Here is a 15,693-nt window from a genome sequence, read left to right as displayed (position 1 = left end):
CCCAGCCTTAAGGCAGTCTGAAGATCGGCGCTGCGGTTAACGGTTTTTCATCTTCAGACTTCGTTAAGAAATGGCTTGGATACTGCGCTCAAACCCATTGAGGGAGGCGCTCTGCCCATGCCCGAATTCGACTGGAACATCCCGCTGCCCTTGCACTTCGGCCAGGCCGAATCGATGACGATGACGCTGAGAAACGCGTTGCCGGAGGACGAGCTGCGCGCGCCCTTCGAAGCCTTTATCCAGCAGCGTTTCCGCACGGCTCACGGTGCCGAAATCCGCCATTTCATGCCCGAGCTGTTCGGCATGCACAACAGCGATGGCCAGTTGTGCGCCGTGGCCGGGGTCCGTCGAGCGCATCTGCAGGCACTGTTTCTCGAGCGCTATCTGGATGACCCAATCGAGCCGTTGATCAGCGCCGCCGCCGGTCGTGCAGTGGATCGCAAGGTCATTGTCGAAGTCGGCAACCTCGCCGCCAGCGACACCGGCAGTGCGCGCCTGAGCATCATCGCCATCACCTATCTGCTGGCCATGGGTGGCCTGGAATGGGTGACCTTCACCGGCAACATCGGGCTGGTCAACAGCTTCCATCGCCTCGGATTGAAGCCCGTGACATTGTGCGCCGCTGATCCACAGCGACTGGGTGACGAGCGTCAACACTGGGGCAGTTATTACGAAAGCAAACCCTGGGTGCACGTCGGCAACATTCGCGCGGGATTTGTTCATCTGCGCAATATTGGCCTGTTCACTCGCCTGGGTTTGCCGACTTCTGTTGAAGGAGCCTGCCATGTCGCTTGAATTGCAACGCTTCCAGGAAACCCTGCGCGACCATGCCCGGCGCAATGACAACGCCTCAGCCCTGTGGGGCGACACGCTGAGAATAGATTACGCCACGCTGTATGCCGAGGTGTTGTATCGCCAGGAGCGCCTGCGCGATGAGCAGGTGCGGGTGATCGCGCTGGCGCTGGACAACGGCGTCGACGCGATGCTTTGGGATCTGGCCGTGTTGTTCGAAGGCTTGACCTGCGTAACGCTGCCGCCGTTTTTCAGTGCCGCGCAGCGCGCCCATTGTCTGGAGCAGAGCCAGGCCGAACGGGTGATCGCCGAGCCGCAACTGCAAGCCGAGCTGCTGGCGGCGGGCTATGAATTACGAGGTGAATTCTGGTGTCGCTCGTTCAATGGCCCCAGTCGCATGCCGGCGGGCACCGCGAAACTCACGTTTACCTCCGGGACCACCGGCACGCCGAAAGGGGTGTGCCTGAGCGCCGACAGCTTCTTGCGCGTTGCCCGGGAGCTTGATCAGGCAAGCGCAGCTACTGGGCCGGAGCACCATCTGGCGCTGTTGCCTTTGGCGATCCTGCTGGAGAACCTGGGCTGTTATGCCGCGCTGTACGCCGGTGCGGTGTTGAGCCTGCCAAGCCAGACAACCCTCGGCATTCAAGGCGCCAGCGGCATCGACGTTGCGCGCCTGCTCGGTTATCTGGCCAAGCGTGCGCCGGAGAGCCTGATACTCGTACCACAGCTTCTGCAAGTTCTGGTCAGCGCCGCTGAACAGAAGGCTTTCGATCCGCAAACTTTGCTCTTCGCCGCGGTCGGTGGCGCGCGGGTGTCAGCGGATCTGCTGCACCGCGCGCAACGGGTCGGGTTATCGGTTTACGAGGGATACGGCTTGTCCGAATGCGCCTCGGTCGTATGCCTCAATCGCCCCGGCGCACGCCGTCCGGGCAGCGTCGGGCGCCCTCTGCCTCATATCGAGGTGCGGTTGGCCGAGGACGGGGAAGTGCTGATCAAGGGTTCGGTGTTGCTCGGTTATCTGGGGGAGCCGGCGTATACCGATCAATGGTGGCCGAGTGGCGATCTGGGCGAGTTCGATCCGGAAGGTTTTCTTTATCTCAAGGGCCGCAAAAAACACCAATTCGTCACCAGCTACGGGCGAAACGTCAACCCGGAATGGGTCGAGTCGGAACTGACCCAGCGCCGCCACATCGCTCAAGCGTTCGTCTATGGCGAGGCGATGCCGCACAACCACGCCCTGCTCTGGCCGCATCGTCCGGACTGCACCGATGCCGAGCTGGCCGCAGCCGTCGCCGAAGCGAACGAGGCGTTGCCCGATTACGCCCAGGTGCATCAGTGGACGCGCCTGGCGCAGCCCTTCACCGCCGCCAACGGCCTGCTCACCGCCAATGGCCGGCCACGCCGTGACGCCATCGTCGCGCAGTACCGCACGCAACTGACCGAATCCGCCACTTCCGAGGAATCCGCATAATGAGTTTTTTCGACACCCTGCAAGAAGCCACGCAACGCGAACGCCACGAGCTGTTCAACCTGCCGATCATCGTCGATGCGTTGCAAGGCAAGGTCAGCCTCGACAGCTATCGGGCCTTTCTTGCCCAGGCTTACTACCACGTGCGCCACACCGTGCCGCTGATGATGGCTTGCGGTGCACGCCTGCCGACGCGCCTGGAATGGCTGCGCAAAGCGGTGTGCGAGTACATTGAAGATGAATACGGCCACGAGCAGTGGGTGCTCAACGACATTGCCGCCTGTGGTGGTGATCGCGACGCCGTGCGCGATGGTCAGCCGTCATTGTCAATCGAGCTGATGGTCAGTTTTCTCTACGACCTGATCGCCCGGGGCAATCCGGTGGGTCTGTTCGGCATGGTAAACGTGCTCGAAGGCACCAGCATTGCCCTGGCCACCCACGCGGCGGGGAGCATTCGCGATCGCCTGGCGCTGCCGGAAACCGCATTCAGCTATCTGAGCTCCCACGGCGCGCTCGATATCGAGCACATGCAGACCTATCGGCGGTTGATGAATCAGCTGGAAGACCCTGACGATCAAGCGGCGGTCATCCACGCATCGAAAGTCGTCTATCGCCTCTACACCGACATGTTCCGTGATCTGCCGCGCGATGCTGAGGCTCAACATGCAGCTGCATGAAGCCCGCGTGGTGCTGACAGGTGCCAGTGGCGGCATCGGCCTGGCCATCGCCAGTGCCTTGTGCGCCGCCGGTGCCAGGGTATTGGCCGTGGCGCGGCATCAGGAGGCGCTGTTGCCGCTGCTTGAGCGGTATCCGCAGAACCTGTGCTGGGTCGCCGCCGATCTGACCTTCATCAGCGATCGGCGCAAAGTGTTGGCCGCCGCCGACGCCATCAGCGGCATCAACCTGCTGATCAACGCCGCCGGGGTCAATCACTTCGCCATGCTCGAACAGCTCGATGACAGTGACATCAACGCGATGCTGGCGGTGAACATCAGCGCGCCAATCTGCCTGACCAAAATGCTGTTGCCGCAGCTCAAGCAGGCTGACAGCGCGATGGTGGTCAACGTCGGCTCGACCTATGGCTCGATCGGCTACCCCGGTTACGCCAGTTATTGCGCGAGCAAATTCGCCCTGCGCGGGTTCTCCGAGGCGTTGCGCCGCGAGCTGGCCGACACGCGGGTCAGCGTGTTGTATGTAGCGCCCCGGGCCACCCGCACCTCGATGAACAGCGCCGCTGCGCAAGCCTTGAACGATGCCCTCAAGGCCAGCGTTGACGATCCGCAGACCGTGGCGTCGGCAGTGATGCATGCGATTGCCGGCGATCGTCGTGATCTGTACCTAGGCTGGCCGGAGCGATTTTTCGTCCGTTTGAACAGCTTACTGCCGCATCTGGTGGATCGCGGTCTGCGCAAGCAATTGCCACTGATCCGCCGTCTCAGTGAAAAACCTGACAACGAGGCTTCAAAGCCATGAAAAAACTTTCCACTTGCCTGCTGTTCGCCGCCCTCAGTCAAAGTGTCTGGGCGCTTGAGCCGGCTGATCAGCAACGTCTCACCGGCATCCAGCAGAACTGGGCGCACATTCAATACGAGGTGGCGGAAAAACAGCGCGCCGCGGCGTTCGAGCAATTGGCCAGCGAAGCCAACGCGTTCACCACGCAACGTCCGAATGTGGCCGAAGCCTGGATCTGGAAAGGCATCGTCACCAGCAGTTGGGCCGGTGCCGAAGGCGGGCTTGGTGCCCTGGGCAAAGCCAAGGACGCCAAGGCGGACCTGGAAAAATCCCTGACGCTTGACCCCAAGGCCCTGCAAGGCTCGGCATACACCAGCCTCGCTGCATTGTACGACCGGGTACCGGGCTGGCCGATCGGCTTCGGCGACAGCGACAAGGCCGAGCAATTGCTCAAACAAGCCCTGCAGCTCAACCCCGATGGCATCGACAGTCTGTACTTCTGGGGCGACCATCTCTACCGTCAGAAGCGCTACGCTGAAGCCAAGGCAGCGCTGATCAAGGCCAGACAAGCCGCACCCCGTGCGGGCCGCGAAAGTGCCGATGCCGGGCGTCGTAAAGAGATCGACACCTTGCTGGTGGACGTGAACAAGAAACTCGACTGAAAGGAGTGCGCGTGCGTTTATTACTGATCGAGGATGACGTGGCGCTGGGTGAAGGCATCTATCAGGCGCTGGGCCGTGAGGGATACACCGTCGACTGGCTCAAGGACGGCAGCAGCGCCTTGCACGCGCTGCTCAGCGAAACGTTTGACGTCGCCGTGCTGGACCTCGGCCTGCCACGCATGGATGGCCTCGAAGTGTTGCGTCGTCTGCGTGACAGCGGATCGAACCTGCCGGTGTTGATTCTCACCGCGCGCGATGCCACCGAAGACCGCATTGCCGGACTCGACGCTGGTGCTGACGATTACCTGGTCAAGCCGTTCGACCTCGCCGAACTCAAAGCCCGTCTGCGCGCTTTATTGCGCCGCAGTGCCGGGCGCGCCCAGGCGCTGATCGAACACGCCGGCATCAGCCTCAACCCCGGCACCCAGCAGGTCAGCTATCAAGGCCAACCAGTCGCGCTCACCCCCAAGGAATATCAGCTGCTGCACGAACTGCTGTCGCCGCCGGGGCGGGTGATGACGCGCGATCAATTGATCCAGTTGCTTTACGGCTGGAATGAAGAAGCGGAAAGCAACACCCTCGAAGTGCACATTCATCACCTGCGCAAGAAGTTCTCCACCGACCTGATCCGCACCATCCGCGGCGTGGGTTATCTGGTGGAGGAGCGTCGATGACCTCGATCCGCCGGCGCACGCTGACCCTGATCATCGGCCTGTTACTGGCCGGTCTGGCGGTACTCAGCCTCTTCAACGTGCATGACAGCAACCACGAAATCGCCGAGGTCTACGACGCGCAATTGGCGCAGAACGCACGCCTGCTGCAGGGCGTGATGCGTATGCCGATGGCGAGTACCGAGCACGCGCAGTTGTATCAGGCGTTCAATCAGGCTCTCGGGGAAGCCAAGCCACGGGTTGATGGACATCCTTACGAAAGCAAAATCGCCTTTCAGGTCTGGAACCCGCAAGGCGAGGTGCTGGTACATACCGCCAGTGCGCCCTCCTTCACTGCGCCGCCGACGAGAACGGGGTTCAGCGATGTGGTCGACCTGAAAGGTCGGCAATGGCGAGCGTTCATGCTGGAAGACAGGCAGAACGGCTTGCGCATCTGGGTCGGCGAGCGCGACGATGTGCGCACCGACCTGGTCGACCGCATCGTACGCCACACGCTGTGGCCGAACATGCTCGGCAGCCTGATCCTCGCCGCGATGATCTGGCTGGCCATAGGCTGGGGGCTCAAGCCCCTGGCAGACATGGCGGCGACTCTGCGCGCCCGTCACAGTGGTTCACTTGAGCCGCTGCAACTGACGCCCCTGCCCAGTGAGCTGGAGCCCATGCAGGCAGCGCTCAACCGCATGCTCGCGCAGATTCAGGAAGTGCTCGGCCGCGAGCGTCGCTTTATCGCCGATGCCGCGCACGAAATGCGCACGCCGCTGGCGGTGCTGCGGGTGCATGCGCAAAATCTGCAGGAGGCCGGTACCGAAGAGGAGCGTCGTGAGTCGCTGGAATTTCTGATCTCCGGAGTCGACCGCACCAGCAGACTGGTCAACCAGCTGCTGACCATGGCGCGTCTTGAACCCAAACCCAACCCGCCGCCACTGCAACGCATTGATCTCAGCGAAACCGTGCGCAACAGCCTGGTGCAACTGACACCGTGGTTACTGAGCAAACACCTTGAATTGATCTTCGAGGTCAGCGACCAACCGTTTCATGTCCTCGCCGACCCCGCCGCCATCGATATCGCGCTGAATAACCTGATCACCAACGCGGCGAATTTCTCCCCCGAACACGGTGCGATCACCGTGCACCTGAGCAAGTCTGATGGCTTCTGTCATTTGACGGTTGACGATCAAGGGCCGGGAATCGATGAATCGGACAGAGAGCGATTGTTCGAGCGTTTCTACAGCCGTGGCACGGCGCATGGCGCCGGGTTGGGGTTGACCATTGTCAACACCATCGCGATGCGACTGAACGGACGGATTGAACTGACAAACCGCGCAGAGGGCGGTTTGAGGGCGACGTTATCGATTCCGGCGGGGGAATGATCATCCGATTGATTCAGCTGTATGCCGCCGGCCCCAAATACCTGCTGCTCAGCGCTCTGCTCTACGCGCCTGGCTCGTTGATTTACCTGGGCACGCTGAAAACGCGTCAGGGTCAGCCGCTCAGCGGTCCGGAAACGGGTGTGTTGATCATCATCTGGGCCGCCGCGATTTACGCTGGGCGGATGTTGTGGGCCGGAACGCTGACTTTGTAAGGTGCACCAGCGTTTGCGCTAGACCGCCAGTACGCTGCAGGGAACCTGGTACAGAATATGTTCGGTGGTACTTCCCAGCAGTTTTTCCAGCCCGTGACGTTTAACCCTGCCCATCACGATCACGTCCACATCGTGCTCATCGGCAAACTCACTGATCGCCGCCACGGGATGTCCCTCCCTGCTATGCCTATGCTCGGCCGTCACACCGAATTTCCTCGCCAAAGCGCTGTAATGCGCTTGCAGTTCCTGGCGCCGGGCATTCATCAGTTCCGAAACAGTCCAGTTGTTCACCACTTCATCCAGATAGTTTTGCGAGACGTCATAGGCATATAACAGGTGCAACTCTGCACCGAACTGAGTGGCGAAGGATGTGGCCTGTTCGACGATCCGGTCATTGAGAGCGCCCCCATCATCTTCGCTTGCAGCTACATCCACTGCCGCTACGACCTTGCGCGGCAGACCCGGGCCAGCAGCGCCCAACAAGTAGACCGGCACCGGACAATCACGCAGCAGCTGCCAATCCAATGGGGTAAACAAAGCGCATTTGAGTAAGGATTCGTGCTGCACTTCCTTGATCAGCAAGTCGGGCTGGTTCACGGTGACGTGATCGAGGATCTCCCGTTTCATGTCTTCGGACCAGCCAACCTCCGTCGTCACCCGCAAACCTTCGGCTCGCAGGCTGGCAGCCTGGCTTGCCAGCCACTCGTGATGGTCCTGCAAATAGGCCGCACGGGCCCTTGCCCGATCCCCTTCCTCCAGCAGCGACAGGAAATCCCACCATTTGATCAACGCTGCGATGTGCAGCGATGCGCCGCTGGCTTTAGCCAGGGCGGCGGCCTGGCTTATCGCCGGGGAATGGCGCAGGGCCGGGTTGATGATCAGCAACAAGTGTTGATATTGGCTCATGTTTGTCTCCAGAGAGATGGACGTCTGCGCTCATGTCACTCGCAGCTGACCCGGGCCGAAAGAACCGGACAACAACGTCAATCGAGGTTGCGCCATAGCCCGGCGACGTCCTTGATAAATGTCATATGCAAGGCCCCTGGTGCGCGTCCTCCCCCTGAAAAACCTGAATATCGAGGCTTGTCCACCACCCTTGCGCAAGCGCCTGGAAAACCGACAAAGCGGCGATGAAACTGGCGAGCGACATTGATCTGGATCAATCGCTGCGACGACAAACTGGATCGAAATAGAGTCATGACTCGGCTGCGCCCGCATCTCGGATCAGGGACAGTCACAAGCTGCTCGAACGCGTGAAAGTTACAGATGCGGCCACAGGGTGACAGGTCCGCAACCCACCCTCATTCTTGCTTTGCGAGGTTCACGATATGGTCATCAATGATCCAGCCATGACAACCGCCAATGTCCCCGACGCGATCGATGACAGTGGCGCACTGTTTCACGAAGCTGATCGGCTCAGCGAACAGGCCTATGCCGTCCTTGAAGAGCCGTTTTCTCCAGACATCATGCACAAGTTCACTGAAGCGAGGAAACGCGCCGATGAGAAATATCGGCACGCCTGGCAACAATGGCATTACGCACACGGCGGGCGCAGTCACTGATGGATTACCCCCAACCGATTACCATCAACTGCTGCGATGACCGGTCAGGCTGTGGCAGGCATTGCCTTGACCATCAACAAACTGCAAGGAGCCCGGTTCATCAGGCATTCGGCCGTGCCGCCGATAAAGCCGTCGAGCGCTTGATGGTGACAGATGCCGAGCACCAGCAGATCGAACGCGTGCTGCCGGGCGAAGTCTTCGATCACCCGGAACGGGACACCTGAGAGCAGGTGGCTATGTTCTTCATCGAGACCATAGCGCTCGGCCAGCGTATCGAAGGCTTCCTGCTGAGTGTCGTTGATCGCATCGCGCAAACTGTGATCCAGACTCAAGTTCGGCACACTCATCGCCGCATCACCCACCACCGACCAGTTGCTCACATTCAACAAGTGCAGCGAGGCATCGCATTTCGCTGCCAATGTCGATGCAACGTCAAGTAACCGGTCGTTGAGGCCTTGGGTCAGATCCTCGAGATGCGACAGGTCAACGGCCGCCAGTATCTTCAAGGGTTTCGGATGTGCGGCCTCGGTGACCAGATGCACGCAGGCGGGACAATCTCGTATCAATAGCCAGTCCAATGGCGGATGAAACGTTTGATTGAGCGCTGAAACATGGTGAGCATCCTTGATCACCAGATCGACATGAAAGTCATTGATGTACTCAAGTACATGCGCCGGCGTGGCCCTGGCCCAGACCACTTCGGTGCTGACTTGCACGCCGGCGCCACGTTGAAACCGGGCCTGCTGCTCCAGCCACTGGCGATGCATCTGCAAATAGCCTTCACGCGCTTGCGCCATGGTGTCGTGATCGAACAGACCGGCCAACGCCAGGGACTGGACATGATCGAACGCCACGATGTGCAGCAACGCGCCAGTGGCCCGAGCCAGCGCCTGGGCGCGATCAAACGCCGGGGTGCGGGTCATTTCGGCAGGTGCGATCAACAGAATGCGTTTGAGCCTGAACATCACGAGTGTTTCCAGTCAGCGCCATCGGACGATTCTGCAACTCTGCCAACCGCCACGCTTGATATGCATCAAGTCTCCCCATTAACCCTGCAATACAAGAGCGGCGAAGAGCCCGACGCTTCTGTGAGTTCCCTCCCCGCCGTTCGTCCGTAATCACGCTGACACGCCAAACGAAAAGTACATGCGCTGCGAAGACTTCTATGCTTATCACACTCATTGGAGGCTGCTAATCCATGCTTGAAGCCCACTCGCCCCCGCCGATTCTCAAAACTGCCTGTTCCAACTGCAGCGTGGTTGAGTTATGCCTGCCGCTTGGCCTGACGGGCGCGGAGGTCGAGCGGCTCGACACGCTGATCGTGCAGCGATACAAGGTGAAGAAAGGTGCCGCTCTCTACCGGACCGGGGATCCGCTGCGCTCGCTGTACGCTGTGCGAATAGGTTCGTTCAAGACCAGCGTGGTCTCCGTCGATGGCCGCGAGCAAGTGACCGGTTTTCATATTCCCGGCGAAATGCTCGGGCTGGACGCCATCAGCATCGATCAACACGCGTGTACTGCGTATGCGCTGGAAGACAGCGAAGTCTGTCCGATTCACTTCGCACAGCTGGAAAAACTCGCGCAAAGCCTGCCATCCCTGCAGCACAACCTCAATAAACTGCTGAGCCGGGAAATTGTGCGCGATCACAGCATGTTGATGCTCATGGGCAACATGAACTCCGATGAGCGTCTGGCCGCTTTCCTGCTCAACCTCTCACAACGCCTGAGCTCCCGTGGCTATTCCTCGAAAGAGTTCGTGCTGAAAATGCGCCGCGAAGAAATCGGCTCCTACCTTGGGCTGCGTCTGGAGACCATTTGCCGCGGCATTGCCCACTTGCGCGATCAGGGTTTGGTGGAAATCAACGCGCGCGACGTAAAAATCCGCAACATGGACGGCCTCAAGCAGATGGTGTCGGGCTGCAACCGCCAGAGTCATTGAGCCCGTCCATGCCCGCCTGAGAAGGCCCGTAATGCCATTGCTGTGGCATCCATCAGAACAGGCAAGCGGTCATGTATCAGAACCTCGCCCTGCTTGCCGCTTTCCTTCTGACCTACAGCATATTTGCCGGGCGATTCGAGTCACGTCTGCTCAATGGACCACTGATGTTCATGCTGGCGGGTCTGATTCTCGGCCCGGCGTTTCTGGGCATTCTGCAACCACGGATCGATAGTCATGGGCTCAGGATTCTTGCAGAACTGACATTGGCGATCGTCCTGTTCAGCGATGCCGCCAATGCCGATCTCAAAGTTCTCAAGGCGCACGAAGGATTACCGCTGCGCTTGCTGTTGATCGGTCTGCCGCTGACCATGCTGAGTGGCTGGCTGCTGGGCATCTGGCTGTTCCCGCAGGCGCCCTTGATCGAGTTGGCATTACTGGCAATCCTTCTGGCCCCCACAGACGCAGCGCTGGGCAAGGCTGTCGTGAGCAATCCCAAGGTTGCGGCGCCCGTGCGCGAGGGATTGAACGTGGAAAGCGGGCTCAACGACGGCATTTGTGTTCCGGTGTTGTTGATGTTCCTGGCCTTGTTGATCGAAGAGCACACGCAGTCCCCCCTCTCGCTGGCGATAGAGCTTTTTTTCGAGGAGCTTGGTATCGGCGCGCTCATCGGCGGCACCCTGACTTTCATGGCCTGGCTGATGCAGCGCTACTCTGGAAAACATCACTGGCAGACACCGATGTGGTCGCAGCTGACGCTGCCCGGGTTGGCGGTGCTTTGCTTTGCCACCGCCCAAACACTGGGTGGTAGCGGGTTTATCGCCGCGTTCGTCGGCGGGCTGCTCGCCAGCTATCTGTTCGCTGAACAAAAACATGACCTGCTCAAGGCCAGTGAAGAGTTCGCCAGCCTGCTGTCGATCATCACCTGGGTCGTGTTCGGCGCGCTGGTGATCCCTTCGGTCTGGAGCAGATTCACGGTCGATGTCTGGCTGTATGCGCTGCTCAGTCTGACCGTGATTCGCATCGTGCCGGTACTTGTCAGCCTGGCGGGAACCGGCTTCGACTTCGAAACCCGCCTGTTCATCGGCTGGTTCGGCCCGCGAGGTTTGGCCAGCATCGTCTTCGCCATAATGATTTTGGACTACCCTCTGCAAACCGGTCGGACGTTGGTAGCCGTGGCGGCCTGTACCGTTTTACTCAGCGTGCTGCTCCATGGCTTGAGTGCCAATCCATGGGTGTCACGGCTGGCAAATCGGATTAATTGATAATTGTCAGAAATGCCACCGTCTGCCGCGACTAGGGTTGTGAGGAAAACGTGATCAAGCGTCTGCCCGAACAACCCTCACAGCACAAGGAATGGGCAGGCGCATGAGCCTTTTCAGGCAGTTGCTCAGATAGCCCGTCGCCGTTTTCGTCGGCAGCCTGAGCCTGTCTCCCAGTGCGTTCGATGGCTGAGCGGTGACGCGTTGCGCAAATCGAGGGAACTCCGATGGCCGACTCAAGCAAGAAAATGAGCCTCATGGGGCTCACCACACTGGTGACGGTGAACATGATGGGCTCAGGCATCATCATGTTGCCGACGAGCATGGCCCAACTCGGGGCTGTTTCATTGCTGTCATGGATCGTCACCGCTGTCGGCTCCATGGCCATCGCGTACTGCTTTTCCCAGTGCGGAATCTTCTGCCTGCGCTCAGGCGGGCTATCCGCCTACACCGAAGAGGCGCATGCAAAGTCAGGCTTTTTTCTGTGCTCGTACCTGTACTTCCTGTCGCTGGCCATCGCCAACGTGGCGGTGGCCATTTCGGCAGTGGGCTACATGACGTCGTTCATGCCTTGGCTGGGAAGCGGCGCCATTCCTTTATTCGTGGGGACGGTCGGCCTGCTCTGGCTGACCACCGTGGCGAATTTCGGCGGCCCAGGCATCACCGGCAGGATTGGTGCAGTTACGGTGTGGGGGGTGATCATTCCTGTAGCGGGCTTGAGCATCATCGGTTGGTTCTGGTTCAAACCGGAGCTGATCATCGCCGCCTGGAACCCGAACCAACTGCCAATATCCGAGGCCATCAGCAAAGCGATTCCCCTCACGCTTTGGGCGTTTCTCGGCATGGAGTCGGCAGCCCAGGCCTCAGATGCGGTGGAAAACCCCAAGCGCACCGTACCGCTGGCCTGTCTGTTCGGGACACTGGGGGCAGCGGTGGTCTATGTGCTATCGACGACGGTCATTCAGGGCATTATTCCCAACGCCGAACTGGCCAACTCGTCAGCGCCTTTCGCGCTCGTTTATGCGCACATGTTCAATCCCCTGGTCGGCAACATCATCATGGCGCTCGCGGTAATGGCCTGTGTTGGCTCGCTGCTGGGCTGGCAGTTCACATTGGCGCAAACGGCCAAGGTGACCGCTGATCAGGGCATGTTTCCAAAACTCTTCAGCAAGGTCAGCGCACGCAACGCCCCCATCGTCGGGATGCTGGTCTGCGGCGTCCTGCAGACCTTGATGGCGCTGTCGACCATTTCGCCGAACGCGAGCGCGCAGTTTGGAAAACTCGTCAGCCTCGCGGCGGTGACCAACCTGATTCCCTATGTGACGGCAGCCACCGGGCTGCTGGTCATGATGTACAAAGCCAGAGTCAGCGCAGCCGTATACACGCGCAATACCCTGCTGTTAGTGGTTGCCGTGGCCTATTCCTTGTATGCGCTGTATGCCTGCGGCAAGGACGCGGTGTTCGGCGGCATCTTGGTCCTGGTGTTCGGCTACCTGCTTTACGGTTTCCTTGCCAAACGTTTTGTCGATGCCCCTGCGCCTGTCGGCCCCCGGCCTGATAACCCTTGATCGAAGTCTTCGGTACAGCACAGATATCTGAATTCGAGGAACCGCGCGCATGAACGTGAAACTGATCAGAGCCCACCACCTGCTGCTCGCCTGCGTCCTTGCGCTGCTACCGGTAGTGACCCATGGCAACACGCTGGAGCGCATCCGTGCCAGTCAAGCGATCACCCTTGGCTACGTGCCTGACTTCATGCCGTTCAGTGATCAGGCCGCCGATAAAGCCAGCGGCTATGCCATCGATCTCTGTCTGAAAATAGCCGAGAGGGTAAGGATCGATCTGAATCTGCCGGCGCTGAAAATCCAGTACCAAGCGGTCTCGCTCAACGACGAGATGAGCGCTGTCAGTTCCGGCAGGATCGACATTCTTTGTACTCCGACCCCACCCACGCTGGCGCGGCGCAGGATCGTCAGTTACTCGGTGCCGATTTACACCGCTGGCCTCTCGGCTGTGGTGCGCCAGGATGCGTCCGAAACCTTGCTCAATGTGCTGAATGGCAAAGTGGCCCATACCGGACCAACGTGGCGAGCCACGGTGAACCGTGGTCTGGCCAACCAGACGTATGCCGCCATCGCCGGCGGGGTCACCGAAACGTGGATACAACAGCAGATGCGATTGCTGGGTGTGGTAGCCACGCTGGTCACCGTAGAAAACGCAGAAGCCGGTCTGAATCTGGTTGCCAATGGCAAAGCCGATGCCTTCTTCGCTGAACGCATGATGCTCAAACATCTGCTGACCAGAAATTATCCATCGGGCAACCTGGTGCTGCTGGAGCGGATTTTCGAGTACGCACCGACGGCGATGGCAGTGGATCGAGAGGATGAGGACTTTCGTCTGCTGGTCGACACGGCGCTGAGTGAAATGTACCGATCCGGCGAAATTGAACAGGCATTCGACAAACATCTGGGCGGCGCCAACAGTGCCGCCAAAAAGCTCTTCAGGATCTATGCAATACCCTAGCGGGCCAGCGAACAGGCCGGCTCGCTACGCTGCGATCATGCTCACCGCACAGGCTCTTTCCTCACCGCCAGAATGCTCCCCGGCACCGAATACAAGGCGCGCTCGGTGGTGCTGCCGATCACGCGTTCGATGCCCACGCGATGAACCGTGCCCATCACCACCACGTCGGCCAGGTACTGCTCGACGAACTCATTGATGACCTGCACTGGATGGCCCATGACGAAGTGTCGACGCTCAGGGGGCACGCCGTGGCGATCGGCAAGGGCGACAAAAGCCTGATGCAGTGTCTGACGCAGTTCGTTCGCCAAATCTTCGTTCCAGCCACCGTTGACCACTGGCGCTTCGCCGTTGAAGGCAGCGGACAAATCGTAGGCGCAGAGCAGGTGCAACGGCACGTCGCATTGCAACGCCAAAGTGTTCGCCGATCGTATGATCACGTCGTTCAAGCCACTGATTTGGGTATCCGGATCGAACGGGTCCACGGCTGCCACGACACGATGCGGCAACGCATAGCGAATCTGATTGACCAGATGCACGGGGACCGGACACTCACGCAGCAGGTGACAATCGAGCGGCGTGATGAACACGCGCTTGAGCGCCGGTTCCAGTCGCACATCCTTGATCAACAGGTCGGGCTTGAGCACATGGACGGTCTTCAGGATGTCCAGCAGCGGATGGCTGGAGAAGACCACATCAACCGTGCCGTCCAACCCCTGGTTACTGAGCTGCTCGAGCTCATCGGCCACCCAGCGACGGTAGCGCCGCTGATAGCGCTGAGCATCCACGTCATCGATTTTTTCCTCCCACAGATGGGTGACGGGCACCGGCGAGACAAAGGCCCGCACATCCAGCGCCGCCCCGCTCGCCTTGGCCAGCGCGATGGCACGCAGCATCGCCGCTGATTGATGCAGCGTCTGGTCAGCGACCAGCAACAGACGTTCATATTGGCCCATCACACACCTCCGCTCGGCACCGGCGCGCTGGGCCGGCAGGCTTCAAGACTGCGCCCGCTCGCCCTGGCCGGGCGTTGATTTACATCAAACCCGGGTCAATGAAAGAGGCGTCTGATGTAGATCAGATGTCGCCGTGGGCAACCGCGTAGAAGGAAGGCAAGCGGACGCTTTTTTCAACGCCCGCCAGCCTCTCGAACCGGATGGAGAATGACCATGCTCACCGTCAAAGACCACAACGATCAGGCCGTGGCCGCTTATGCGGCGGTCGCCGGACAATACTGGATTGAGGCGCTCAAGGACGGCCGCCATGTCCTGATCCGGCCGCTCAGGGAGAAGGATCGCCTGCGCGAATACGACTTCATCAAGCGCCTGTCCCCCGAATCCAGGCACATGCGTTTTCTCGCCCAGATCAGCGAACCCGGCACCGCTCTGCTCGACCAGTTGATGGACACCGATAACAAACAGCGCACCGCCTTCATTGCACTGGTTCACGAGAACGGCAAGTTGATCGAAATCGGCATCAGCCGCTATGCCGGCACAGGCGCCCATCAATGCGAGTGCGCGGTGACGGTCGCCGATGAATGGCAGCACCTGGGCTTGGGCACGTTGCTGATGGAGCATCTGATCAAGGCAGCCCGCCGCAACGGATTCCGCCAGATGTACTCAGTCGATGCCGCCAGTAACGCGGCGATGCGCGACCTGGCCAAAAGCCTGGGCTTCGAAACCCACAATGATCCTGACGACGCACGCCAGGTCATTCATCGTCTTGACCTGTAAATGAATCGCCCTGAGGTGAGTCGGCCAACGATTCACCTCGGGGCGATCGTGTC

Annotated in this window: 17 protein-coding genes; 14 read left to right on the top strand and 3 right to left on the bottom strand. The window is 60.0% G+C overall.

Going from position 1 to position 15,693, the window contains the following annotated elements; all coding sequences use genetic code 11:
* Positions 1 to 117: 117 nt before the first annotated feature.
* Genes D8U70_RS24370 through D8U70_RS24335 form a run of 8 tightly spaced genes read left to right on the top strand, consistent with a single transcriptional unit; the run spans position 118 to position 6,627 of the window.
* The gene (locus D8U70_RS24370) at positions 118 to 795 is read left to right on the top strand and encodes a thermostable hemolysin (protein ID WP_130929942.1); all 678 of its coding nucleotides are present in this window, start codon (positions 118 to 120) and stop codon (positions 793 to 795) included.
* Positions 785 to 2,263, top strand: coding sequence for an AMP-binding protein (locus tag D8U70_RS24365; protein ID WP_130929941.1), 1,479 nt, complete (start codon positions 785 to 787; stop codon positions 2,261 to 2,263). The genes D8U70_RS24370 and D8U70_RS24365 overlap by 11 nt, the downstream gene beginning before the upstream one ends.
* Positions 2,263 to 2,937, top strand: coding sequence for an iron-containing redox enzyme family protein (locus tag D8U70_RS24360; protein WP_041478762.1), 675 nt, complete (start codon positions 2,263 to 2,265; stop codon positions 2,935 to 2,937). The genes D8U70_RS24365 and D8U70_RS24360 overlap by 1 nt, the downstream gene beginning before the upstream one ends.
* Positions 2,924 to 3,733 (top strand): SDR family oxidoreductase, encoded by an 810-nt coding sequence (locus tag D8U70_RS24355; RefSeq protein ID WP_130929940.1) that lies wholly within the window; start codon positions 2,924 to 2,926, stop codon positions 3,731 to 3,733. The genes D8U70_RS24360 and D8U70_RS24355 overlap by 14 nt, the downstream gene beginning before the upstream one ends.
* Positions 3,730 to 4,374, top strand: coding sequence for a tetratricopeptide repeat protein (locus D8U70_RS24350; protein WP_016774539.1), 645 nt, complete (start codon positions 3,730 to 3,732; stop codon positions 4,372 to 4,374). The genes D8U70_RS24355 and D8U70_RS24350 overlap by 4 nt, the downstream gene beginning before the upstream one ends.
* Positions 4,375 to 4,385: 11 nt before the next feature.
* Complete coding sequence (locus D8U70_RS24345; protein ID WP_016774538.1) at positions 4,386 to 5,048, top strand: response regulator; 663 nt, start codon at positions 4,386 to 4,388, stop codon at positions 5,046 to 5,048.
* Positions 5,045 to 6,415 carry an ATP-binding protein gene (locus D8U70_RS24340; RefSeq protein ID WP_130929939.1) on the top strand — a complete coding sequence of 457 codons (1,371 nt, stop codon included), beginning with the start codon at positions 5,045 to 5,047 and terminating at the stop codon, positions 6,413 to 6,415. Before D8U70_RS24345 ends, D8U70_RS24340 begins: the two co-directional genes overlap by 4 nt.
* Complete coding sequence (locus tag D8U70_RS24335) at positions 6,412 to 6,627, top strand: hypothetical protein (RefSeq protein WP_241664689.1); 216 nt, start codon at positions 6,412 to 6,414, stop codon at positions 6,625 to 6,627. The genes D8U70_RS24340 and D8U70_RS24335 overlap by 4 nt, the downstream gene beginning before the upstream one ends.
* 18 nt (positions 6,628 to 6,645) lie before the next feature.
* Here D8U70_RS24335 and D8U70_RS24330 read toward each other — a convergent pair whose 3' ends face one another.
* Entirely contained in the window at positions 6,646 to 7,533 is an 888-nt protein-coding gene (locus D8U70_RS24330; protein WP_130929938.1) for a universal stress protein, read from the bottom strand.
* Between the two features lie 443 nt (positions 7,534 to 7,976).
* Between D8U70_RS24330 and D8U70_RS24325 the strand changes: the two genes are divergently transcribed.
* Complete coding sequence (locus D8U70_RS24325; protein WP_241664688.1) at positions 7,977 to 8,189, top strand: hypothetical protein; 213 nt, start codon at positions 7,977 to 7,979, stop codon at positions 8,187 to 8,189.
* Positions 8,190 to 8,233: 44 nt separating this feature from the next.
* Here D8U70_RS24325 and D8U70_RS24320 read toward each other — a convergent pair whose 3' ends face one another.
* Positions 8,234 to 9,154: a universal stress protein gene (locus D8U70_RS24320; RefSeq protein WP_130929936.1), complete on the bottom strand. Its 921-nt coding sequence runs from the start codon at positions 9,152 to 9,154 to the stop codon at positions 8,234 to 8,236.
* A gap of 233 nt (positions 9,155 to 9,387) precedes the next feature.
* Between D8U70_RS24320 and fnr the strand changes: the two genes are divergently transcribed.
* The 4 genes from fnr to D8U70_RS24300 all read left to right on the top strand — a co-directional run bounded on the left by fnr (position 9,388) and on the right by D8U70_RS24300 (position 13,910).
* Positions 9,388 to 10,128 (top strand): fumarate/nitrate reduction transcriptional regulator Fnr, encoded by a 741-nt coding sequence (fnr, locus tag D8U70_RS24315; protein WP_130929935.1) that lies wholly within the window; start codon positions 9,388 to 9,390, stop codon positions 10,126 to 10,128.
* A 71-nt stretch (positions 10,129 to 10,199) separates the two neighbouring features.
* On the top strand, positions 10,200 to 11,390 hold the full coding sequence (locus D8U70_RS24310; RefSeq protein WP_130929934.1) for a cation:proton antiporter: 1,191 nt from the start codon (positions 10,200 to 10,202) through the stop codon (positions 11,388 to 11,390).
* Positions 11,391 to 11,614: 224 nt separating this feature from the next.
* Positions 11,615 to 12,955, top strand: a complete 1,341-nt coding sequence (gene potE, locus D8U70_RS24305; RefSeq protein WP_122750783.1) for a putrescine-ornithine antiporter — start codon at positions 11,615 to 11,617, stop codon at positions 12,953 to 12,955.
* Between the two features lie 49 nt (positions 12,956 to 13,004).
* Positions 13,005 to 13,910, top strand: a complete 906-nt coding sequence (locus D8U70_RS24300) for an amino acid ABC transporter substrate-binding protein (protein WP_130929933.1) — start codon at positions 13,005 to 13,007, stop codon at positions 13,908 to 13,910.
* 41 nt (positions 13,911 to 13,951) lie between these two features.
* Here D8U70_RS24300 and D8U70_RS24295 read toward each other — a convergent pair whose 3' ends face one another.
* The gene (locus D8U70_RS24295; protein WP_130929932.1) at positions 13,952 to 14,863 is read right to left on the bottom strand and encodes a universal stress protein; all 912 of its coding nucleotides are present in this window, start codon (positions 14,861 to 14,863) and stop codon (positions 13,952 to 13,954) included.
* A gap of 213 nt (positions 14,864 to 15,076) precedes the next feature.
* On the opposite strand from D8U70_RS24295, the gene D8U70_RS24290 reads away from it, so the two are divergent.
* The gene (locus D8U70_RS24290; RefSeq protein ID WP_122750780.1) at positions 15,077 to 15,640 is read left to right on the top strand and encodes a GNAT family N-acetyltransferase; all 564 of its coding nucleotides are present in this window, start codon (positions 15,077 to 15,079) and stop codon (positions 15,638 to 15,640) included.
* Positions 15,641 to 15,693: the final 53 nt, after the last annotated feature.

The sequence above is a fragment of the Pseudomonas sp. Sample_20 genome, from assembly GCF_004307585.1.
Classification (GTDB): Bacteria; Pseudomonadota; Gammaproteobacteria; order Pseudomonadales; family Pseudomonadaceae; genus Aquipseudomonas; species Aquipseudomonas atacamensis.
The sequence above is the reverse complement of the archived record's forward strand: the minus strand, read 5'-3'. Positions and strand labels throughout refer to the sequence as shown.